This is a genomic window from Methylomonas sp. BW4-1 (genome assembly GCF_052474385.1).
Map to the genome: position 1 here is coordinate 233962 of NZ_CP184125.1, position 22424 is coordinate 256385.

A 22424-nucleotide genomic window follows, 5' to 3' on the forward strand; every position below is an offset into this window, starting at 1 on the left:
TTCCGATGTTAGACACAGCTTTTCCAACTGCGCTGGTGATTGGAGTTGACAAATACAAGGAGTATCGTTCTCTTAAAGGGGCCACCGCAGACGCAATGAGTATGGTTGATTGGCTTGCCAACTCTCAAGGTTTGCCAGATACTAATATCACCTGCCTACTTTCTCAAGACACGTCTCCTCCTTACGTACCAATAGCTCAGCAAGTACATGATTGGCTTGATATGTTGGACGATGAGGCTAACAGTAAAGGTGATCAGAATTTTCCGTTAGGTCCAAGAGTCTATGTGATATTTGCTGGTCATGGCTACAATGCAGCAACAGCACAGCAGACTGCAATCTTTCCAAAGACTTCAAAAACGTATTGGGATGTCATTCCGATAATGCCTGTCAAAACATATCTTGAAATGTCAGCTTATTTCAAGGAAGTTGTGATTATTTGTGATGCGTGCCGTGATGTGATTGATTTTGCTCCCGAACCCGGTTGGACTCGGCGAATGGACAGCCACCCCAACAGTCCTCAAGTTAAAGTGTTTCAGGCTTATGGCTCAAAGGCGGGGCAAAAATCAAAAGAAAAAGACTTTGGTAATGGCCTGTTACGGGGTGTAATGAGTTACGCGTTTCTTCGAGGAGTGACAGGCGCTGCAAGAGATGCGAATGGCATTGTCACGGGAGTTAAGTTAAAAAACTTCATAAAAAGCGCCGTGATTGAAGAGTTGGGTGAAGAATTTAAACCCGAAATAATTGAAGATGATTTTGTGATGTGCAATGCAGGGGAAGTTGCTACTCTTCTCCATATTTCACCCAAAAGTGAAACCACTGGATTGGCAACGTTAAAATTCCATGAAGACAATCAAACTGTCCAGATTGACTTGGGTAAAGGTGAGCAGGTGTTCGAGGTACCCATAGGGAAATACACACTTACAACCCCTTTAGGAATAGACTCAAATTTTGCCGCTATTTGGGAGACTAAAAATGTCAATATCTGATGATAAATCAGTAACTCGTCTTTTTAACTCTACTTCCGTTAATAAACCACGTCACCAATTAAAAATTGAAACTGGAAACCCGCTAATGGAGGCATTTGTAATTAACGGTGCCTTGGATTTAGTTGCCCAGGGTCAAGATAGCCTAGTGGAGGAGTTACCTGAAGGTACTTATCAGGTGAAATTCCGAGCTGGAAATGCAATTACCGAGCAATGGGTTAACCTTTCTGGGGATCTTGAAATTTCTCCTGAAAGTATTCCAGTTCCTGATTCGTCGCTCCCATCTGAAGATAATTGGTCAAACCAGGAACTGGAAGCCGCACAACAATTTATTGCACCTCATAATTTGGCGGTAATTATACGCGACCCTGAGCACGAAATTACGCCATCCGATCAGGTCAGTATTCGGTCTTTGACAGGTGAAATCTTTGTCCAAACTCGCATTGACCGCTCTTGTAAGCCAGGATGGGTAACACTTACCAATGCTCCTGTACTTGGTTTAGGTGGCTCTGCTGAACCAGGGGCTTACTTACTCAGGGTCTCAACTCCTGAGATAGGTACTTACGAAATGATTATTTGGGTTAGTTCGCGATTTAAGACGCGAGTCTATCTGACCCGCAAATTTGCATCATCCTGGAAAAAACGCCGTCGTACTCCACATTTGGGTAGCGCTACGATCCACATGGTGGCCAATGATAGTCCATCCCCTGATAACGAAAGAAGATCAGAACTCACAGAAATCATCCTCGCAGCACACAGAGAGGATCGATTACTACAACTGAGTAATGACTTTATTCTGCAAGCCCTAAGTGTTAAGACGGAACACCCCATGTTAGGTCTCTTCGCGGCCCATATGCTACATATCCAAATTAAGAATAAAATTTCATCGGTCCCTGAAGGCGAAGACAGCGACGAAATTATACAAATGCGTCAAACGATGATGTTGGCTATAAATAATCTTAATAATTTAATCCCCGGCTGCCCAGACATAGGTATATTAGGATTAGCCTATGGCCTTGAATTAAGCGGTATTGACTATAGTATTCCGCCCATGCTTGTTCAAAGCTGGAACATTATGGCTACTGCTGAAAATGGTCGATTAGTACCCAAGGGTTCCTATGCTTCTCGTATTTCTGGAGCATTAACCATTGAAAGACCTTGGTTGATTTGGAGAACTAATCAAATGCTGCCAGCGAATTTGGAAAATATTGAATCAATGGAAATAGAGAGCCTCTTAAATGTCCGGAAGTATTTTAAGAGTAGCGGTAAAACTATATCAAATTCTTTAGCTCAGCAAATAATCGACACTCCTTTAAGTCAATATCAATCTTTTCAAGATTTAGCACAAGTTCTTGGAGTTCCGGAATCTAGCGTAGAAACATCAATCGCACAGATGCACAATATACATTCAAAAAGCAAATAGCTTATTCAATATTTTATCCAACGGAGATAATATGGACGACAAGCAGCTTGAACGTCTCTATGATTACACTAAATTCCATATTGGAATTTATCTCTCATTTGCCGGAGGTTTAGGTGCGTTTATTTCGGCAGCCGGCAAACCTGAGCAGATCTTTTTAAGGAGTATGATCGGATTTCCTTGGGCGATTATACTGGCCTTGTTATTTATGGTCGGAGCTGGTATGGCAGGTGGCATCATTGCAACTTCAACCATTGAAAGCAAGACGTACTCTGATTTTAGATCCACTTTACAGGGTGCGTATGGAATTAAACCCTTTCTTGGGGAAACATGGGTAGCAATTGAGCACGCCAGTTTTTGGCTTAGCCTATTTTTTCTAGCGATCGGTATATTCTCTGCCGAAGATGTTCGAAAGTGGGTATTTTGACAACCAAAGAGGGATTGTTAGACGGTTTAAAACCCGCTTCGCCTCGATCAAGGTCGTAGAAGTGATGTAATTGCCAGTACTGCGCATGATATGTAAATTCTTTTTAATTTATCGCTAAAATATTAAAGCATTCTTTAATTTAAAGCATGGCTTTCAAAGAATTCTTGAATATGCGACGTTTACACAGCTTGGTTAATGCTTTGCTCAGTTCTAGTCTTCGGTTTCGGGCCTGGACGTTTTTTGATCGCGCAAAGTTGGCAAATCGGTTGGAGGTGGGAGTAATAGTTAGTCAAAAAATTATGATGGCAACGGTGACAATAGGCTAATTCGATCAAGCCCGCTTGAACACTTTCAGCAATCGCCCAGGCTTCATCAAAATTGGCGGGGCGAATGTTGCCATAAGGTCTTCTCTCACGGATGTGACCCGGAAAAGTTAAACAAAAGTAATCCCACGCAAACATTAATGCCTCGACATCCATCTCAGTCCTGATGTTACATCGACTGGCATTTCGATAAATCGAGACGAACACGGCTACGTATCGATAGGATTCTCTGTTTGCGGTGATGGTCTGGATGCCGGGAAGTTGACCTGGTGCTGGTTTCTCATGGTGAATGGTGTAATACAAATGGCGCAGATCCTGGATGCGCAATGTGTTACAGACTTTTATGACGATGGATGTGCGTAATTTTCGTTTGATTAGCTCTAAAGCACGAATTTGCTCATTGACATCCGCTTGGTATCGAAAACCCAGAGACATTAGCGGTTCTCATTAACCAGTAACATCATAAGGGCTTTGGCTCGTTGATCACTAGAGTCCGCGTTAACCGACTGGGTGGCCATGAATTCAGCCCAGTGGTTCGTGTTAATACGGGGCACAAAGCGCAAGCAGTCACTTCGCGCCAGCTCCCTGATCCGTTTTATCGACATTTGACGCAGTATCGTAATGGCATCCGGCGGCAATCCCAGATAAAACACCGCCTTGTGATCCTCACCAGCGGCAATCAGCTCTTTGGCAACCAACAAATAATCCAAGTTGAGGTTATAGAGATTTTCATTCATGGGTGTTGGCCTAGATGAAAAATCGCAGTTGCTCTGCCAGGGCAATGACCTTCTGTCCGTATTCAATAGCCGCTTGCCGGTTTTTCCAGCTGTAATAGCGACCAACCCCGAGCGCCCTGTTTTCCGGAGCGGATTGCATGGCTTCGGCAAGTAAACTCGCTCCCACATCAAGGTTCGTCCTGGGATCGAGCAAATTTTCTGGCTTGGCTACCCGATGCCCGTGCCAACGCAAGTTGACCTGCATCATGCCAACATCCACACTTCGTTCACCCGATTCAAGCAATTGGTTTAAGGCGTTGACAGCCTCTTGTTTGGATTTTGGGATAATAGCTTTGCCGGCATGATTAATTGCCCAGGGCCATGGTTTGGACTGATTTTGAGCATCGTCTTTTCGGGATTCTACGAGTGCGACTGCATATAAGACATAGGGATCTAGTTGATGTCGTTTAGCGACTTGCGCCCAGAGGGTATTGTGTAATCGGCCTTGGTTTGGCTTTGACTGAGTCAAAATTTGCCGATGCTGGGAATTTTCATTGGCCACACAAGTTTGGCAAATGGAGCCCGACAGTATTGTCAGCAAGACAGCAATCAATCCATGAAATTGTGTCGACTTCTTTAATCCGACGGACAACGTTGTTTTATCGATAGTGTGTGAATACATGCCATGAGCGAATCCATATTAGTCGGCTCGAAGTGTATAGGCCGGGCAGGTGATAAAACAGTTTGAAAATCGACCCTTAGGGTCAAATCGACGATGTTTTGCGTTTTCTGAATGCAAAGAGAATGCTCATTGCAACTTGCTATGCACGGTATAACGGGTACTTTCCAGTTATTACCATGCATTGCGTGATGGGCATTAGAAATACGCCGGAACCCGAATATCAAATGCTGTTGCGAGATGGTGAGTTCGAAATACTCATATACCCTTCTCTATGAGTGGGCCGAAACCCTAGTCGCCGCCGACTACCAAGAAGCAGGCAGCATCGGCTTCAATCGGCTGGCTGCCTATATTTTCGGTGGCAATATCCGACGAGAAAAAATGGCGATGACCACGCCAGTGCTTCGCGAAGCAGACGCCGAAGAAATTGCGATGACTGCGCCGGTGCTGCAACAAACCGACGGGCGACATTGGCGCATGTCATTTGTCATGCCTGCGGGTAATAGCCTGGAAACCTTACCCATTCCGCTCGATGCCGATGTCACGCTGAAACAGCTGTCGGCCAAAAAAGTGGCCGTGTTGAAATATAGCGGATCGCTGAGCGAAGGCGTCATTGCCCGCAACAGTCAAAAATTGCTGGATAGGTTAAACCAGCGATCACTCAAGCCGATTTCGTGTCCACGCTCTGCAGCCTACGATCCACCTTGGACCATTCCCATACTGCGTCGCAACGAAATTCATGTTGACATTGAATAAGCGGCTACGCCCCCATTGTTTGCGGTGGCCCACGGCATTAGACTCAATGCCTCAAATGAAGAAATTAGAACGCTTGCGGCTTTGCTGCGCCAGATGCCAGGAATTGGAGAACGTCGATTGTGCTTTTCTCGAAATCGCCAAGTCATCAATTGCGAGGGATTGCGCCAATGCATTTCTCTAGGATGCGGATGAAATTGTGGTAGTTCTGTATTCTATTTCATCAGATCGGCATGTGACGATCGATGAGCAGGTTGGTGGTGTAAAAAAGTGCATTCCGAAAATCGATACCCGCGTGATCCAGACAATTGGCGCCATAAAAGCATTGCACAGTTTTTATTGAACCATTTATCTGGGAGCAGATTGAGTCGCAAACAAAGCTAGGAGGTTAAGTGGTATATAAATCAATCAGGCTCCGTATTAACCAGAAATTAAGCAACTTCTGCATCTGGTGTCGGCCAGAAGTTGTTTGTCGAATTGCATATTGAATAGCCGATCTATACTCAAGACAACTCTTTTGTAATCTTGAGCTGCTACCTTGCACCGGCAAACAACCAATTGCCTCCAGCAGTGCCATAGCAATCAATAAAAAATCCCATTGATGTAAAACTGAGTTATACGGTCGCACGAGATTAAATCTGTGAAAAAACTAACTAAAATTTAGGTTTTACGCAACTAGTATCAGAACCACAAGACTTTCTAATTTTGTCAGCCAAAAGATGTCCAATGTGTCTACCAAATGTAGAGTAAGCATCAAATTGATTTGCCTCATAGAAAATATCAGTAGTAGATGTACCCGGAAACTGCTCTGTATAGCAATATCCATTTTCTTCACAACTAGATATAGCCATATATTGCCGTACCACTCGGGGGTAGCACTCAACTTCCTTGTCCGACTCCATTAAATGTCCATAGGAAGATGCTTTTATTTCACAACCAGCCCCCCCCTTTTTGCCGGAATCCGCATTTTTTCCATTCAAATAGAATTTTGAAACAGCTCTGGCTTTGACATAAAACAAAGTGGACACGTGCTTATCTGAGTCATCACAGATTTCTGATGTGTTTATATCACTAGTTTCGCATATTTCGCCGATTAGCACTGATGGTAGAGGGTTATTCAAATTGTAATCGTGATGACCAAGTAGCATTTTTGCTTGTGGATCATTCTGCAAATAATAGCGAACGGGTCTATGTTCCTCATCGTACAGAACGAATTTCATCTTTACTGATTCATTGGCAAGTTGCTCTCGAAGACGTATTAGCGCTTCAGGAACACCATCGCTTGTATGTTCTGCATCCGAAATAACGATAATAGGTAGTCGGCGTTTGATTAAAGAATAAGCCCCAAAATTATCAGAATGTCCTCCATCGGTTAGATAAACATGTTGATTTCCGTAATTTGCATAATCACCAATTGATAACAAACTTAATGGAAGTGAAAGGTACCAAGAATTATGGGGATTTGCTGAATCCATTGCTGCGCCAGACATCTGTACAGCTTTTGAAATCGTACCAGTATATTCAGAAGATGGTACATAACCAAGCGAGTCATTCCCGTAGTAAAGAGGTGAGAATTCAAATACCGCCTCATGCATAGGGGGTGTATTACTGAATGCATTAGTCCAACGAAATAAACTATTGTTAACATCAACAGTTGCATTAACAAGCCATATGGGCGAGTTTGTTTTTGATTTCTTGTTGCCCAACTCCGCTAACTGTGAAAAACTCAAGTTGTCCATTTGCCGACTAAGGATAGTTTCTTTCTGATTTTCATATCCCTCACCTAATAGTCCCTTAATATTATCCGGACTTGGATAAAGACCATAATTTCGCTCAACTGATGCTTGATACATATAAGGGGCAAAAGTTAGATTTGTATGGAAGATTTGATCTATCGGTGTCCAGCCCAATATGAATTTTGGTATTACACCACCAAAGAAAACCTTCCCAATAGTTACGCTGTTATAAAGGTAATTAAGTATCTCATTAGAAAATTGCGATGCATCTCGTAATAATACGGAGTTATTCGTCAAGTGGCGTTGAAATCTATAATGAAAAATATCCTCGTAAACTCCATTAGTATAGTTTCTTACGTCAGGCTCGTAACAGTCGTTAAATCCTTCAATTTTATGCGGCACGAAATCATTGTAGAATATTGAATCAGATGAACATTCTAAATCATTATTAATATTTGCTTGTGCGTTATAGCATTTTTTAAAGAAAAACGATTGTTGATCTCCAGAGGATACTCCTGTCGAATTCAAATAAAGTTTTGAAAAAAGCCATAAAGCTGCGTAAGATCCTCCAGATACACTAGAGATATAATCAAATTCATTAAGTTTATTTCCATCTTGCAGGCCATTCATAAGCCCTATATTAAAAGACGCTGAACGCGTCCCGCCTCCTGATAATGCCAACCCCATTAAAGGATCACGCTGGAGATACAGCTTTTCAATATGTTGAATATCACCGAGTGATTGCTTTGGTACATTAATATTGATCGGAGAACAACCGCACACAGAAACAACAAACGAAATTATAGAAAAAACTTTAAAATTTGACATAGAGTGTTTTAATGGATTATTGATTTTTTTATTCTTCGCTTGAGATCATCTCTTTTTTATCTCAAGCCAGTTCCACACAACTGATTTCAACAGTCTAATAAGCGATCATGCCTTGCCAAATATTCGCTTATGTTTTGATTTAATAACATGTTTCCGTGTTATCCATTTTAAAATTGTGCTTTCGTGTAAGAAACTGCTTAATAAGGACGAAAAAATTACCTCGATCGAATTAATCATGGATTTCATTTTTTTGCCTATCTATTGGTGTGCGGATTATTTCCAATACTAAAATCCCCTTGTTATTAATATATCGCCCCTCCGCGTCGTTGGCATAAAAATAAAGTTCTGCATCTTCCTCATCAGGTTCGATAGTCAAAAATTGATTATTGGGAAACAAATATTCATTATGTATCTTTTCATCAAGACTTTGATCGTCAATTTCCCCATAAAAATTTAAAGGAAGAAATGTGCGTGCGTTTTGGCCTTTGCCAATTGATCCTACTAACTGATACCACTTTGCTTCCCCATCCCTTTTCAGGAAGGATGCAATCCATCCAAAAAATTTATTCGCTAACCATCCATCATGTGGATTCGCTGGCAACTCACCATCTTGCCAAGGCTCGATAACATCTTTCACACGAAAACTGTATTTCTCTTCCTTATAAACTTTAAAATTCGATACATTCCATGTTTTACAGGCACAAACTTCAACCTCGTTTTCATTTTTTGCTTTCCTATTTGCAGAATTACATATACTTAATTCGCAGGTGTCAGGGTGAAAAGAAAATTCTGACTTAACTATAGTTCCGCATCCTGTTTGGCAAGCGTAGAGAATGGAAGCAAGTATAATTAAATTTCTACGTGAATATTTGTTCTTCATTTTTTAGTCAAAAACGCTGTTCTCTTACCGCGATAGACGCGCTAAATAGAAGTGGTATGAGTAAGATATAAGCTGGTGCATCGGATGCGTAACTCAATTTCATAATATTGTTATTTATATCATTTCCTAAATTAATTTCATGAATATTATTCGAGTATTTAATGGATAAAACTAGATCATTATTCAATTCCAGCTACTCCTCGATCCGTTTAATATTTCAGCGAAAGTCTGACTCCTCAGAGACTATGCCATCATTCCATTAAACCCATAGGAATCTTGCTTTACCAGTCACCGCAAATTGAAATTTATATGTCAAAAATGGATTGGTCCTGTTCTTTCGTCTTGGCAAAAAGTTAATAGTCGGATATGGAGCCTGACAAATTCACAAGTCCGACTGTCAACAGAGAGCCACCACCTTAATCGACAGACAGGTAAGTTGCTAATTCCTGTCAACTATTATGGCTTGAATTAAAAATCTAAGGAACCTCTGATTAATTACCGGCGAGCGATATAATTCACCAACAGCCCCGATTTCGAGATAACGCGCATGGAACAGTATCAACAGCTCAGTTTTGCCGATGTTGAATACGCCAACAAAGGCAAAGTCACCCGGCGGGAAAAGTTTCTGAACCAACTCGATGGGCTTTTGCCGTGGTCAGTCATGCGAGCGGTGATTGAGCCGCATTATGACTCCGGCAAAGGGTGCGGCCGCAAGCCGTTTGCCTTGAATGCCATGCTGCATGTGCACGTGCACGTGGCGCAAATTGTCTACAGCTACTCCGATCCCGGCATACCCAAAGGCGCTGTACGAGATTGAGTCCCTGCGGCGTTTTTGTGGTATTCGCCTGGAGACTGTGCCCGATGAGAGCACGATTTTGCAGTTTCGTAATTTGCTGGAACGGCATGGATTAACCGAACAAATCTTTCAGGCCATCAACCTAACACTGAGTGAACGCGTGCTGTTTTTAAAAGCCGGCACCATCGTCGACGCCAGTCTGATTGCGGCGTCGACCATAGAACCGGCTTGGTGCATACGCTCAAAGTCACCGCCGGGAACGTGAGCGACGTGGCTGAAGCCGCCAATTTGCTGCACGGCGAAGAGCAATTTGTGCACGGTGACGCCCGCTTTCAAGGCCTGGACCAACGTCCCGAAATGCCGACCTAAAACCCACCCGCCTGCGTCATTGCGATGCGTCCGGGCAAATTGGCCAAGTTAACCCAAGACGAAAGCCAGGAGGTCCAGTTACTGCGTAAGGCCGCCCGCGAACTCGCCAGCCGCCGGGCCAAAGTCGAGCACGTGTTTCGGGATATTAAAATCCGCTTTGGTTACGCAAAGAATCGCTATCGCGGTTTAGCTAATAACGCCGCCCGATTAACCTTTTTGACCGCGATTGCCAATGTGCTGTGCGGTGATGCGTATGAACGTCGCTGCCTCATTGCGGCTGAAATTTGAAAATTGGCTCAGAAAGGTGCTTGTTTTTGAGAAAAACTAGCTGTTTTGATGAAAAAACGGTCAATTATTGAAGTCCTTGACCAATCTTAGAAACTACTGTCGCCCAAAACGGCAGTTTTTCAGAGGCTCCCTAACTGTTTTTTATTTTCTTTAATCCTCATTATGTTGACAACTCCAAGGTGCGATCATGTGGTGATTGATGTCATGAATCATTAAAACTTGCAGGTCAGAATCCAACGCTGCGAAACCTTGGAAACGAAGCGTTAGCGAGTGAAGGTTGATTAGTCCTGCAAGCCGTCCCCGGGCGGTTTTCGACGATAAAAACTGCAAGGCTTCGAGAAACGGCGTCGAGGCATGTGAGAGTCAAGGCTTTGCCCCCACTTGGATCAAAGCCGGGGTGACACGGACGGTAGGACCGCCACAGACAATCACGTAGCGTTGTAGGCACGTTTGCTTGCCAGGGATGACTAGCAATCTTGCTCGCCGGAAGCCGACACTCGCCGAATCCAGCACCTTAAGCTTAATGAATTCGAACAAACAGAGGCCGCAACCGCATAATAAATTTGCAATCAAATCTTAGGACCGTTGGAAGGTCCCTTATTTGGCTTCTCTTACGCATGCAATGGTGAAGGATATTTTGCGGATGAATTGGCGGAGTCTACTTTCGGGGATTTATGATGCGAGTTACTCTACTAGTGTTTCGAGTTGCGTTATTAAGCGCCAATAAAGTAATCTTGAGGGATGTCACGAATAGCCCCAAAATTAAGTGTTCCGCGGAAGTACGAGCGGAGTTGTAACGACGTGCGGCGAGCCAGACGGATGAAGTTCGCGTAGTAGAGCGAGCCCGGATGATTCTGGGTTGTCTTGATGGCGAGTAGGTTCAAAAGGTTGCGGTAAAATGCCAAACGCGGGTCAATACGGTCATCAAATGGCTAGACCGATTCCTGGATCAGGGGCTAGCCGGGCATCGGGCGAATCTCGTCCGGGGCGCTCCGAAGGCGTATGGTGAAGATTTCCGGCAGCGTGTCTTGGGGACCCTTGATCATTCGCCGCCGAAGGGGCAAGCCGTATGGGATGGTTCCTCTGTGGCCGAAACGGTGGGTGGTTCGGTATGCTGTTTGGCACGTGCTTCGCAAGGAAGGAATATGCCTGCAACGACAACGATCCTGGTGTTTCAGTACCGACAAAGAATTTGCGGTCAAGGCGGCGGATATTGTCGGCCTGTATCTTAGTCCGCCCGAAAATGCCTTGGTCATCAGCGTCGATGAGAAACCCAGCATCGAAGCCTTGGAGTGGACGACCGGGTACGTTGAGAGCGACAGCGGCAAAATTGCGCGCGGCTTCAAGAGCACCTAAAAGCGTCATGGGACGCTCAACTTGTTTGCGGCTCTGCAGGTCGCGACCGGTAGTCACCGCCCAGATTATCGAGACCAAACGCCGTGAAGATTTTCTGGGGTTTATGGACACGGTTGTCGCAGTGACGCCGGAGGGTAAAGAATTGCATGTGATTCTGTACAATTACTGTACCAACAAAAAATGCGATGCTTGGCTGGTGCAGCATTCGAACGTCCATTTCCACTTCACGCCAACCTCTGCCAGTTGGTTAGATCAGGTGGAAATCTGCTTTGGCATTTTGGCTCGCAAAGCTTTGCTGGAAGCAAGTTTTCAAAACATCGCTGCCTTACGCCAAGCTATTGAAGATTTTATCGCCGCCTACAACACAACGGAAACGCCTTTTCGATGGCGAAAAAGTGAGGTTCGCGGTGCGCAACTACGAAACACTAGCGTTAACTTACGAAATTAAGCACTTGATTGCAATTGAACAGTGAGCCTGCTTTTTCTGCGCGTTTGTATTGCCCTTTGCTTATTTATTTTTCGCCAAACCAGACAAAGCGCTTCGAAGCAGCTGTGTATTGTTACAAAATCCCAGATAAAACCTAAGCCACTCATAAATCCCCAGCACCAACAGCACAACTGGTCTAGAAGATTGCGCTGAAAAAAGCTGTGACTTGAGCGATATGCATCAGTGATGTGAGAGCCGGCAAAATGGTTGCATCCAACAGCGATTTCAAATCAAGTTTTAATGATTTACGGAACCAAAAAATCCTTAAATTTCGTAAATTCATTGTGGTCACACAGTTTTGCGGTCGTTATACTTATAACTTATTGATTCGGTCCTTTGAAGTTTGAATACTTTTGTTTCGGCAACACTGGAAAGCCAGAAATGTTCTGGCTTTGCGCAATACCCTAATAGAACAAGTAAAAATTAATGTTGCCGAATTTAAAGAAACTAGATGTGCAAAGAATAAGGAAATTATGATATCTAAGAACTCAAACGCTTTTCGAAATTTACCTATATTCTCTTTTTCCTGGCAGGAGTATATGAATAAACTTTCATTATTGGTTCTATATGCACATTTGATCATGTTTGCTGGTTGCGCGGTTCCACGTGATGCGGTTTTGCTTTTTGACAAGCCCAATCCTGGAAGCTATGAGGGTAAGGTTACGGCGGTGCCGGATGGATGGATGGGCAGAATGTTGATGGTCAGCGCAACTGCGATCTTGCCCACGGTAGGTGGTGTTGAGATGCATAGCCACGGAATTGGGCACGTGCACGAAGGGCGGTCTGGCGCAACGAATATGCTTGAAAGGCCTTTAGGTATAAAGGAAACGGTCGCAGACGGTCAGCATGTTCACGCATTGGTCAGTGTAAGTACCTCGCCAGGAACTTCAACACTCACGTCAGGGCGGCCGAAAAGCTATGGATTGTCGGCATTTCTGTTCGACGGTCTTTTCTCTTACTCAATGCCGGAAGGTTTAATCGTGGGGTACATTGGCAGAGACTTACCAGAAGGATGGCGTTGGTGCGACGGTGCCAATAAGACCCCGGACCTACGCGAGCGGTTTCTTAGCATTACACCACCAGCTGGTGCGCAAGGGGATACTAACCACACCCATAATATAGAGCACACGCATACCTGGAAGGCCGGAGCAAACCAGGATCGTCCGGCATTCGCCGGCGATATCACTTCGCCCAGACTGCCAATCGCTCAGTTTCAGGCCAGAATCCACGAGCATGAATCACTCGAGAAAGGAGGCACAACGGTTGTCAACGAAGTCGCAAACGAGCCACAATTTATCGGCATTCGCTTTATCCAAGCAGAGCAGTATGCAAAGCTTCCAACCGGCACGGTCCTGTTGCTTGCGAACAATAAAATTCCAGACGGATGGGATTTGCTTTCTACACAATTTGATGGATCGATTGAAAATCGCTACGTCAAGGCACTGTTAAGCGATGAACCAATGGGCGTGCTTGGGGGAAATAAGATACATTCGCATAAGTTTACTTCCACACATACTGTTGAATTATTGCCCATAAATGATATTGGTGTGGTTGATTCTGCTCGTAACGGGCCAAAACTCGCCATCAATGGTCATGGGCATAATGACATAAGCGTTGGTGTTGAAGCGGATTCCACACCGGCTGAAAACGCACCAACTTTTGTTAAGTTAACTGCAGTTGTAAAACAGTAATAAGTTGAAGGGGATCATACTATGGCGACACATCATGTTTCCTACCACTCAGAATTTGGATTGGCTCTCCACGAGACTGGCATCAATAAGATAAGCGCGGGACTGAGAGAGGTTCAGCCAGAGAAATTCGCATTCCGTGAAGAAATCCCTATTGGTTCGAATCGATTTCTGACTTTTTATGCTGTTACCAATGAACCGATTAGTTTCAATTTCTATCCCGTTTCAGATAGCCCCGAGTTTGTCGAGGATACATTCCTGATGCAAATCAAGGTTGTGTTTACCCTAACCGACTCCGAGCATGGATCCATAACTCGTCTGAAACTCGTGGCTCAGGCGGGGGGACAAATCGTCAAACGTGCGCACGGCTACGTTATAGGACTGCTAACTAAGAAAAATGGTCTTCCCTGGTTCGATGTAACTGAGATAGAAGGAGATCACCCTGAATCTGTACGCTTGGTTGGTGAGGCTATTGCCGGTCTAACTCTTGAGACTGGAGAACATTCCGTTAGCCGCTTAGCGTTGCCGGGCGATGATGATGGACCAACAGCACGCGCTTTCAGAGCTATCATGAATTTTTTGATTGATCTTTGGTTGAAAGATGGGCTCAAGAAAACTGTAACGGAGTTTCCGCTTCCAGACTTTGATGATTTGGTTGAGCTTGGGCCGCTGGGACGGTTGCCAGGCAAAGATTTGTATATCCGGAACAATCAGTTCTATCTCACTCTTGGTAATCAGGCATCGGGAGATGTTGCGTTTCCCGACGTCTCAGGAAACGATGATCTACGTTTGGGTATAAGTGAAATCGGACTTCGGCGGCTACTGGGGTTACTTCCGATTGCCGACATCCCAATCTCGATTGGAAAAGACAATACGACTTTCCAGGTTCGTTCTAGAAATTTCCATGTTTCTCGAATAAGGGCAGATTTGAAGCCCGGCGAGGATCAATTTGACGGCCAGGTCTACTTTGGCGGTCTGATTGAAATTCGTATCAATGTCGAGGTGTTTGGTGCATGGGTTCGCACTCCTTGGTTTCCATTACCAGTAGATGACACCTTAAGTAGGTATATTGGAAAGTTTTTACCGTATATCAATTCAGACGATAAAAACTTATCCCTCAAGATCCGACCAAGCCAAGAGTTTTATGAAAGTTGGTTGTTACTCCTGGTTACTGACTACAGAGGTTACTTTGCCGAGTTATTTAAGGGATGGTTACGGTCAATTCGCAGGCTGTTTATAAAAGACAAATATTGCAAGATTCCTATCATTGGTTGGTTGGTCTGCGGTACCTTCGATCTCTTAGGTGATGTGCTTGGGTGGATTGTTGGAGCCCCGCTTGATCTCTTCATGAGTTCAATTCTCACCATCGTCATTAACGCAATCTACCGGGTCCTTCGCGCCGTCCTCTTCGTGACAGGGGATTCGAAAGACGAGGAGTTCAGCCTCTTGGATCTGTCCCGCGACGAGTTTGTTAAACAACTTGGTATCATCATCGGCGGAGCTGCCATACGACAAGTTGAGGACAATCGTGGAGGTGAGTTGCAATTGGGTTTGATATTTAACAGTGGCTCGTTTCCCGCTCCGCCACCGCCTCTGCCCGATACGCCGCAGCCCCCCGATGAACCAGATATAGATCCGTTCCCACACAATCCAGATAGGGTTGACCTTCCGACGTATAGCGAATCTGATTTCAATCCAATTTACGCGATTCCAAAGGCCAATTGGACTCCCGGCGAAGAGCTCAGCTTCCAGGTCTCTATCGAGCAAGCCGGTAGCGTGATTGCGGACCGTTTGATGACAGTGACGTTCACTGAAGATAAAGACTATTGGATCGTCGAGCAGTCGGTTGCCAAAGGCGAAGATGTGATTTCCAAAACAATCGCAATGTATGCGTCTGACAGCGTCACACCAACAAGGGCTACTGTTACGACAAAGATACCTGGAGGCATCGGAAACTTAGAGAGTCAGGTTGCCTTTACTTCTGGCGGAGAAGCCGAAGTCAATGTTTTCGTTGGAAAAAAGACTCACGATGCCAAGATTAACGTTATGGATACTCGGTATATAGAGCTTGAAGATATATGGATGTTTCGAATTGCCGCAGCAGACTTGTCAGCCGCTCAAGGAAAGTTCGCTCGAATTGAGGTCTCTGATCCTGGGCAATTTAACAATTTCGCCCGTCAAATTCCGGTGAATATCGAGGTGCGTGAGTCAACATGGAATAATGGGAAATCTGACCATGAGATTGATGTTTGGCGCGTTATCGCCAGTGACGAGGAATCGCGCACAACACTCATTATTGATCGTAAAGGTAATACGGGTATTTGGGAAGCCTTTGTTGAACGAGAAGGCATAATGATCAGGTTAAATCGTCTTATGATGGATTGATACATAAAACGCGAAAGAAGGTTTCTTTAGGCTACAGTACTAAACTAATTTAATCGGTGTTTTTACTTAGATTAAATAGTGAAGGTCTCAGTTGTTAAATTTTCCTTTGCTGAAATATCCAAATTCTTGGTCAAGACTCTTCTGCTTGAGATTAAAGAATTTCTGGTTAAACGGGGTCCTTGTGTATTCACTTTTCTGCTTTGTATTCGACAGCAATCGAATAACAATGCCATCATCAGCTAACGCACCTATTAAGTCCGCTGTCGTTGCAGTTGAATGGTTGCTGATTGAGAAGTCCAAGGTATTTGGACGATCAAAAAAGAGATCACTAGGAAATGAGGATGGTACAACGCGCTTTATGATTCTACTATCACAGATTTATAGAAAATCTGTAGTTGTTCGTCAGCTTAAATTCTGTTGAAAAAGAATCAATAGCATTGCAAGGATCATTATATCTAGCTTTCATTCGAATTTTTTTGATTGGAAATTTGCTCTTTTAGTGATCTTCGCTGGGTAAATCTTGGGTAAAACCAATAATCAACAATAGGTACAAATATGCATTGCAACGTGAGAGCTGTTTGTTAAATATTGTTGTATATCAATAGGTTATTTGTTAAATGCAGCTCTTTTAATGCGATGGTCGTGCGTTCGAATCGCACACGACCCACCACTGAATAAGTTTTAAATTCAAGGGCTTACAAGGAAGTAGAGCCTTAGTAACTGTGTACTAAAACCACCGACTACAGTGATTTTACTAGTAGTCCTGTTTTTAGCCTCAAACATGAGGAAGCACAGATGCTAAATTTTCATATCATCAAGATTGATCTAAAAAACGGCGAAACCCGTTATCGCACCATTCTTACCAAATCTGGTAAGGGCATCAAAACCAAAACATTTCGACGCAAGCAAGATGCCCGGACATGGGGTACTCGTTCGGTTCTTGAGCACCAAGAATACGACGCTAAAGGCATACGTCCCTGCACTATCCCTTTTGACCGTCTCGCCGATGAATACATGGCTTGGTGGACAGGAAAAGATCACGACCGCGCCCGGTTGGTTAAATGGTGGGTCGATCATTTCAACAAAGTCATTCTACCTGACATTACTCCCGACGAAATCCGTCTTAAACTAAAATCAAAACGCTCACTGGCACCAGCCACCTATAATCGACATCTTGCGGTACTTTCTTCCATCATGGATTTTGCCACTCGACAGCAAGAGGATGATCGCGTTTCAGAGCAGTATATTGACGAAAATCCCTGTAAAAAGGTTCGCTCCCTTACTTTAGATAATAAAGTTGTCCGCTATCTATCCGACGAAGAGAAGCCGCGCTTAATTCGAGCAGCTCAGGTCATTGGCGGCAAGTTTTATCTGAAAGTCCTGATGGCGCTGACCACTGGCATGCGCAAAGGAGAATTGGATAAATTACGCTGGTGCGATATTGACTTCGACAAAGGCCTAGCTTTGCTAGCCGACACCAAAAACGGACAGCCGCGTCACACGCCAATTCCCTCCGTCACTATCGAAGAGATGAAGAAATTTCGTGAGGTAGGTGGCAGTTTGTTATTTCCATCACCTGCAAATCCTGACAAGCCCTTCGATTTTCGTAAACAATGGGCTGCTTGTTTAAAGGCCGCCAAGATTGAAAACTTTCGTTGGCATGATTTGCGACACGATACAGCGTCGACGCTGGCGCGCGCCGGTCGAACCCTAAAAGAAATAGCGGAAATTTTAGGACACAAAAGCCTTATCAGTACTGACCGCTATGCTCATCTGTGCACGGAGCATAAAAGTACTATTTTAAATGAAACTATGAATAAGGCTTTTAACTTAGGCGTTTAGCATAGTCGACAGGTTTTATTATGGTTAATGATTCTGATTTTAGTTGGTTTAATTTAAATAATTACGACAGATATGCATCTATGTCTCTCGAGGATTGGCAATGGCAACTTCAAATTAGGACGTTAATGCACTATTTAATTAATTACGCGCCTGGTTTGAAATCTTGTTTTGAAGAAAATTTGATAAATGGAATAAAGAACGGTTTTGTGGGGAGAGGATCATATCTCTGTCTAGGCTTTTCCGAGGCATTTACGCAACGTGACGCGAAACGTAGTGAATCTAGCGTGAAAAGTATTACTTCCTTGCAATTATGGAAGATATTTAAACACGAATTTGATAACAAAGAGCTAGTAGAGGCATGTAAGCACGGGGAAAGCTTCTGGCATAAAGAGGACTGTAATAGAGAACTTGCTAAGTTAGCAAATAGGCCGCATGCAATAAATAGGCGAGAGATCTTAAAGCGTCGCAAGTATAGTCAATTCGAAATCTCGGTTGATCTAAATGCGACTGATGAAGTTCTGAAAGAGGATTTCAGCCATTGGCTGGCGTCGGTTCGTGAGACTCTCAAGCCTAAAGATAGATATACACCTAAAGTAACAGAAATTAAAACAAAGGAATTAAAAAATTGGGTCAAATTAAAATGCATTCCTTATCTAGATTTAAAATTTATGTGGCTTTATGGCGGTAATGATGAGCATGATTTTAGAGGCCAAATGGTTGAAAAACTGTTGTTTCCAAATGATCCAATTAAGGGCTACGATCCTCGTGATCGTGTTAGAAAATCGACTAAAGATTGGGCCAATCGAATTATAGAAACAAATGTGGCACGAATTATAGAGCGGCAATTGCGCAGATCGTCGACAAAGTAGGAACTCTTATCACGAACAACAAAAGATAAACAGTCTCAGCCATGATCAGACGCACTATCATCATGACGAGTGCCACCTTGAGTCTCGGCTTGAAGCCATCGCAAACACCGCCTCAAACTGCCCTGATGTAAACGACGCTTACACAACCACGCGCCATTGCCATCCCACAGAAACAGTCGCAATCGGGCGCCGGCCCGGTTACGGAAGATAAACACCGATCCGGCACAGGGCGAGTAACCCAGACTCTGCTGCACAATGGCCGACAAGCCATCCAGACCACGCCGCATGTCCACCGGCTCCACCGCCAACTAAATCCGTGCCGGATACTCGATCAAGCCAGACATCGCAACAACTCCGCCACCCAGCCGGTCGGACGAAATTCAAGCTGATGGCCTTGAGCGTGTTTAAAGACGATCAGGTCAACACCGGTCGATTCAATGTGAATCGGTTTTAGACCGACTGAATCCACGGTAGGCAATTTTTGATACTCGCTCAATCGGGCAGTGAAGGTGCGGAAATCAATCTGTTGCTGCGCGCAGTACTCCCGCTACGATAAACCACTGCTCTAACACGCGTCTATATGCTGACGCCATTTCGATGTGACGGCCATATCCACTCCTGATGAAAAAATCAAAGGATGCAACAAATTAAGGGAGATGCATACGTGGCGCCGATAGGCCGTTACGATCAACTTGAACGCGACGTAAGATTAATGCTCGATCAAGTCTTTTCGCCCGCATTACCATCATTTCGACTCCAAAATTCTTGCCGCTAATCGGCATTCCGTGACCCTGCTGAAAGCCAACATTTCCTAAAACAACAAAATCAATCGAACGCAAGTTTGCGCATCCGAAGTTCTAAATGCCAGAACCGGACCGAAAAACAGGTGATTCCCGGTCCATTGATCCCCGCTAGTTTTATGAAAAACTAGTCATCATGTACCGCCACAAGGAGGCAAAATGCAAGAAAAACCAATTAACTACGGGTTGGACGAATACTGCTCAATCGCAGTATTTAAATCGCGTTCAGAAAATCCGCTGAAACCCACAGAATTCGAATGGCTCTTTAGAAATCGAAAATCCAACGGATTCCAGACGGCCTTCGTTCAAATTAATGCTAGGAAATTTTTGGTCCACATTCCGACATTTATTACCTGTTTAGCCAATCGTAGAGGAGCCTAATTTCTATAGGTTTCGCGGGCATGGAACTGACTACCGATTTGGAATATCGGGCACAGATAGTCAGTTTTTCATGCGGAGCGATTTCTAACATTAAACGATTTTTTAAAAAAGGAAAATCATCAATAAAAAATAAATGTGTATGTTCTTGTTATTTGTGGGGGATTGAGAGATTCGAACGCGAGACTATCGCTTTAATGATCGGAAATTTAGCGTCATTTCCGTTGAAACCTAGAGAAAAAGTATATGCCGCCTAGGTTGGTTATTCGGCAATCGCTTTTCATATTTTAAAAGATAAATCAATCAACTTTCATGGCCAAATATCTACGGTCAATACTCGGCGATCAATCCAATTCAAGCGGCGACTATGAATCTTCTAAAAATAGATTCGGTTCGCCATGCATAATTTTAATTTAACTATTTTGAGAAAATATTTATGTACGAAAAACCTGTAGACCATATGTATGGTCAGAAAATAGAAATTTTCAATAACGCATATAGTATCCATGCCCTACTAATAGGCTTGGGCTTTATAGCAGACAACAATTCATTACAATTTGAATATTTAGGGAGTATTCTCCAGTCTAGATATTATCACCACAATGGTCCGACGATTTCTATCAAATTCGACAACCTAAGAGGCATTATTGAAATTCACACTTTCGATGGTTTTTTACTTGACCATGCTTTTGACATTTATGCACATTTCTACAACGATAGGGATGTATACAAAGCACTGAATTGGGAATCAGACCCGCGAATTAATATGGCTAAATTACAAGCTCAGTCTCAACCCCAACCACAAATTCAGCTACAGCCATTTCAAAATCAACAATATCAAGCATATCAGTATCAAGCACCACCGCCCCCTCTTCCTCTTCCGCGCTATAACACCTATCCGTCTCCGACAATGGATATTGATTTTATGTTAGACAACTCAGCGCCAAAATATTATTTAAATCTGGCAACTCATATTCACGACAAAGATTCGTTGGTTTCTAAGTTATCTTTATATATTAGCTACAGAAATGACATTGCTGATAGTACAATTATTCTGCTTACTTTGAGCGCATGGAGTGGCATCACTAGTAAGCGTTACCAAGTTTCTTATCCAGATGGACGCACTGTTTCAATTGGTTTGTATGCAGCTTTAGAACAAAGTTCTGGTACAGGTAAATCACTTGCCCTTGGAATGCTACTAGAACCTTTAAAAAATATGATCGAACCAAAGATTTCTGAACTCAAATCTAGTATTAAAATTTACAAAGATATAAGCGATGAACTCAAAGAATCTCTAGCTGGATGTACAACCAAAGAAGAGAAAGCAACCTACAAGAAACAAATTGAAGTAACGAATAACTTTATTAAGAAGCTTAAGAAACATTTTGATCGATTGCAAAACATGATGCCGATAACCAATGTCACCCCTGCAGCATTAGACGCGATGTTAACGACTACTGATGGGTTCTTTTTTGCTGCCACGTCAGAGCAAGGATTTTTTAATTCAATTTTAGGGCTACGTACTGGTCCCAAAAATAATAATAACGATTTGCTTCTTAATGCACGCGAAGGTGGTTATGTGAATAGTAATCGTATTGGCAGTAAATCATACAGTGGTCAAGTTCGTGGCGCTATCGCCTGCTTTGCTCAAGAGGGCGTAATTGGGAAATTATTAGCCGCCAGTGAAGAAACTGGGTTATCTGAACGATTTCTTATGATTTGCGAACCATCATCTATTGGTTACCGCGACAGAGTTACCGACAAAATAAATGGTGAACACATTCTTGAACTGTACGCAAAAAGGTGTGAGTTTTTTAAAATCTATATCGATGACGAAAACGCATTAAGTCACGATTTACTAATTACTTTAAGGATATCTGACGACGGTTGGCGACATATTGGAAACTTCGAGCAGGAATTAGAATATAAGATGCGGCCTGGTGCAGAGTTATCCCATCCTATTTTGCAACGGGTAGTTGGCAAAACAAAAATGCAAATCATGGGCATAGCATCGAATTTGTTTCTACTCCATACGGATAACCCCCCTGAAAGTGAATTGGATGACCCATTTATACCAAATGAGTTTGTCGTAATGGCGATCAACATTTTCAATGAACTGATAACTGGCGTGAGAAATTACTGCGAACGCAAAGGATTAATCAGTGATGTGGCGCAACTGGCCGCTGTCTACAACGTATTTGTTGGCAAGGGCGAGAATGGCGCTTACACAGTTCAAGAGCTTAAAAAACGGTTGCAACAAGTAAAGCCGTTCAAGGATATGGAAGAGCCTAGAAAGGCCATTCAGCGGGCGCTTGATTATCTTGCGCAACACCACGTGCTCCTGATAGACATCAACGGTAAGTATTTTAAAAACCCTGTTCAATTTAATCCTAATTGCCGGTAAAAAAACATTGCATCTGC

19 protein-coding genes and 1 pseudogene are annotated in these 22424 nt (G+C 43.5%); 14 read left to right on the top strand and 6 right to left on the bottom strand.

The window, feature by feature from the left end; all coding sequences use genetic code 11:
• The first annotated feature begins 5 nt into the window (after positions 1-5).
• The 3 genes from ACH5Y9_RS01085 to ACH5Y9_RS01095 are packed head-to-tail and all read left to right on the top strand — an operon-like array spanning position 6 to position 2830.
• A complete protein-coding gene (locus ACH5Y9_RS01085; RefSeq protein WP_445368186.1) occupies positions 6-986 on the top strand; it encodes a caspase family protein in 981 nt (326 codons plus the stop codon).
• A complete protein-coding gene (locus tag ACH5Y9_RS01090; RefSeq protein ID WP_445368187.1) occupies positions 973-2406 on the top strand; it encodes a hypothetical protein in 1434 nt (477 codons plus the stop codon). Before ACH5Y9_RS01085 ends, ACH5Y9_RS01090 begins: the two co-directional genes overlap by 14 nt.
• A 31-nt stretch (positions 2407-2437) precedes the next feature.
• Positions 2438-2830, top strand: coding sequence for a hypothetical protein (locus ACH5Y9_RS01095; RefSeq protein WP_445368188.1), 393 nt, complete (start codon positions 2438-2440; stop codon positions 2828-2830).
• Between the two features lie 179 nt (positions 2831-3009).
• Here the strand turns inward: ACH5Y9_RS01095 and ACH5Y9_RS01100 are convergent, their stop codons facing one another.
• The 3 genes from ACH5Y9_RS01100 to ACH5Y9_RS01110 are packed head-to-tail and all read right to left on the bottom strand — an operon-like array spanning position 3010 to position 4551.
• Positions 3010-3588, bottom strand: a complete 579-nt coding sequence (locus ACH5Y9_RS01100) for a FlhC family transcriptional regulator (protein WP_445368189.1) — start codon at positions 3586-3588, stop codon at positions 3010-3012.
• Positions 3588-3890 carry a flagellar transcriptional regulator FlhD gene (locus ACH5Y9_RS01105; RefSeq protein ID WP_445368190.1) on the bottom strand — a complete coding sequence of 101 codons (303 nt, stop codon included), beginning with the start codon at positions 3888-3890 and terminating at the stop codon, positions 3588-3590. The genes ACH5Y9_RS01100 and ACH5Y9_RS01105 overlap by 1 nt, the downstream gene beginning before the upstream one ends.
• Before the next feature lie 10 nt (positions 3891-3900).
• The gene (locus tag ACH5Y9_RS01110; RefSeq protein ID WP_445368191.1) at positions 3901-4551 is read right to left on the bottom strand and encodes a transglycosylase SLT domain-containing protein; all 651 of its coding nucleotides are present in this window, start codon (positions 4549-4551) and stop codon (positions 3901-3903) included.
• 237 nt (positions 4552-4788) lie between these two features.
• On the opposite strand from ACH5Y9_RS01110, the gene ACH5Y9_RS01115 reads away from it, so the two are divergent.
• Positions 4789-5304: an SOUL family heme-binding protein gene (locus ACH5Y9_RS01115; protein ID WP_445368192.1), complete on the top strand. Its 516-nt coding sequence runs from the start codon at positions 4789-4791 to the stop codon at positions 5302-5304.
• Positions 5305-5954: 650 nt separating this feature from the next.
• Here ACH5Y9_RS01115 and ACH5Y9_RS01120 read toward each other — a convergent pair.
• Positions 5955-7865 carry a hypothetical protein gene (locus ACH5Y9_RS01120; RefSeq protein ID WP_445368193.1) on the bottom strand — a complete coding sequence of 637 codons (1911 nt, stop codon included), beginning with the start codon at positions 7863-7865 and terminating at the stop codon, positions 5955-5957.
• A 229-nt stretch (positions 7866-8094) separates the two neighbouring features.
• Positions 8095-8745: a hypothetical protein gene (locus ACH5Y9_RS01125; protein ID WP_445368194.1), complete on the bottom strand. Its 651-nt coding sequence runs from the start codon at positions 8743-8745 to the stop codon at positions 8095-8097.
• Between the two features lie 547 nt (positions 8746-9292).
• Here ACH5Y9_RS01125 and ACH5Y9_RS01130 point away from each other — a divergent pair.
• The 9 genes and pseudogenes from ACH5Y9_RS01130 (at position 9293) to ACH5Y9_RS01170 (ending at position 18825) form a co-directional block, all read left to right on the top strand.
• Entirely contained in the window at positions 9293-9562 is a 270-nt protein-coding gene (locus ACH5Y9_RS01130) for a hypothetical protein (RefSeq protein WP_445368195.1), read from the top strand.
• Positions 9563-9599: 37 nt separating this feature from the next.
• On the top strand, positions 9600-9806 hold the full coding sequence (locus ACH5Y9_RS01135; RefSeq protein ID WP_445368196.1) for a hypothetical protein: 207 nt from the start codon (positions 9600-9602) through the stop codon (positions 9804-9806).
• Entirely contained in the window at positions 9773-9910 is a 138-nt protein-coding gene (locus ACH5Y9_RS01140; protein WP_445368197.1) for a hypothetical protein, read from the top strand. Before ACH5Y9_RS01135 ends, ACH5Y9_RS01140 begins: the two co-directional genes overlap by 34 nt.
• A 24-nt stretch (positions 9911-9934) precedes the next feature.
• Positions 9935-10198 carry a transposase gene (locus ACH5Y9_RS01145; protein ID WP_445368198.1) on the top strand — a complete coding sequence of 88 codons (264 nt, stop codon included), beginning with the start codon at positions 9935-9937 and terminating at the stop codon, positions 10196-10198.
• A gap of 761 nt (positions 10199-10959) precedes the next feature.
• Positions 10960-12002, top strand: a pseudogene (locus tag ACH5Y9_RS01150) (IS630 family transposase).
• Positions 12003-12433: 431 nt separating this feature from the next.
• Positions 12434-13732 carry a hypothetical protein gene (locus ACH5Y9_RS01155; RefSeq protein ID WP_445368199.1) on the top strand — a complete coding sequence of 433 codons (1299 nt, stop codon included), beginning with the start codon at positions 12434-12436 and terminating at the stop codon, positions 13730-13732.
• A 21-nt stretch (positions 13733-13753) separates the two neighbouring features.
• Complete coding sequence (locus ACH5Y9_RS01160) at positions 13754-16114, top strand: hypothetical protein (RefSeq protein WP_445368200.1); 2361 nt, start codon at positions 13754-13756, stop codon at positions 16112-16114.
• 795 nt (positions 16115-16909) lie between these two features.
• Entirely contained in the window at positions 16910-17956 is a 1047-nt protein-coding gene (locus tag ACH5Y9_RS01165) for a tyrosine-type recombinase/integrase (RefSeq protein WP_445368201.1), read from the top strand.
• Between the two features lie 20 nt (positions 17957-17976).
• Positions 17977-18825: a DUF6387 family protein gene (locus tag ACH5Y9_RS01170; protein WP_445368202.1), complete on the top strand. Its 849-nt coding sequence runs from the start codon at positions 17977-17979 to the stop codon at positions 18823-18825.
• A gap of 35 nt (positions 18826-18860) precedes the next feature.
• Here the strand turns inward: ACH5Y9_RS01170 and tnpB are convergent, their stop codons facing one another.
• Positions 18861-19127, bottom strand: coding sequence for an IS66 family insertion sequence element accessory protein TnpB (gene tnpB, locus ACH5Y9_RS01175; protein WP_445368203.1), 267 nt, complete (start codon positions 19125-19127; stop codon positions 18861-18863).
• A 1312-nt stretch (positions 19128-20439) separates the two neighbouring features.
• On the opposite strand from tnpB, the gene ACH5Y9_RS01180 reads away from it, so the two are divergent.
• Positions 20440-22407, top strand: coding sequence for a DUF3987 domain-containing protein (locus ACH5Y9_RS01180; protein WP_445368204.1), 1968 nt, complete (start codon positions 20440-20442; stop codon positions 22405-22407).
• Positions 22408-22424 lie beyond the last annotated feature (17 nt).

Excerpts from the sequence above, each read along its gene's own strand:
- ACH5Y9_RS01085 (WP_445368186.1), top strand. The coding sequence starts at position 6 with ATGTTAGACACAGCTTTTCCAACTGCGCTGGTGATTGGAGTTGACAAA.
- ACH5Y9_RS01090 (WP_445368187.1), top strand. The coding sequence starts at position 973 with ATGTCAATATCTGATGATAAATCAGTAACTCGTCTTTTTAACTCTACT.
- ACH5Y9_RS01095 (WP_445368188.1), top strand. The coding sequence starts at position 2,438 with ATGGACGACAAGCAGCTTGAACGTCTCTATGATTACACTAAATTCCAT.
- ACH5Y9_RS01100 (WP_445368189.1), bottom strand. The coding sequence starts at position 3,588 with ATGTCTCTGGGTTTTCGATACCAAGCGGATGTCAATGAGCAAATTCGT.
- ACH5Y9_RS01105 (WP_445368190.1), bottom strand. The coding sequence starts at position 3,890 with ATGAATGAAAATCTCTATAACCTCAACTTGGATTATTTGTTGGTTGCC.
- ACH5Y9_RS01110 (WP_445368191.1), bottom strand. The coding sequence starts at position 4,551 with ATGTATTCACACACTATCGATAAAACAACGTTGTCCGTCGGATTAAAG.
- ACH5Y9_RS01115 (WP_445368192.1), top strand. The coding sequence starts at position 4,789 with ATGGTGAGTTCGAAATACTCATATACCCTTCTCTATGAGTGGGCCGAA.
- ACH5Y9_RS01120 (WP_445368193.1), bottom strand. The coding sequence starts at position 7,865 with ATGTCAAATTTTAAAGTTTTTTCTATAATTTCGTTTGTTGTTTCTGTG.
- ACH5Y9_RS01125 (WP_445368194.1), bottom strand. The coding sequence starts at position 8,745 with ATGAAGAACAAATATTCACGTAGAAATTTAATTATACTTGCTTCCATT.
- ACH5Y9_RS01130 (WP_445368195.1), top strand. The coding sequence starts at position 9,293 with ATGGAACAGTATCAACAGCTCAGTTTTGCCGATGTTGAATACGCCAAC.
- ACH5Y9_RS01145 (WP_445368198.1), top strand. The coding sequence starts at position 9,935 with ATGCGTCCGGGCAAATTGGCCAAGTTAACCCAAGACGAAAGCCAGGAG.
- ACH5Y9_RS01160 (WP_445368200.1), top strand. The coding sequence starts at position 13,754 with ATGGCGACACATCATGTTTCCTACCACTCAGAATTTGGATTGGCTCTC.
- ACH5Y9_RS01165 (WP_445368201.1), top strand. The coding sequence starts at position 16,910 with ATGCTAAATTTTCATATCATCAAGATTGATCTAAAAAACGGCGAAACC.
- ACH5Y9_RS01170 (WP_445368202.1), top strand. The coding sequence starts at position 17,977 with ATGGTTAATGATTCTGATTTTAGTTGGTTTAATTTAAATAATTACGAC.
- ACH5Y9_RS01180 (WP_445368204.1), top strand. The coding sequence starts at position 20,440 with ATGTACGAAAAACCTGTAGACCATATGTATGGTCAGAAAATAGAAATT.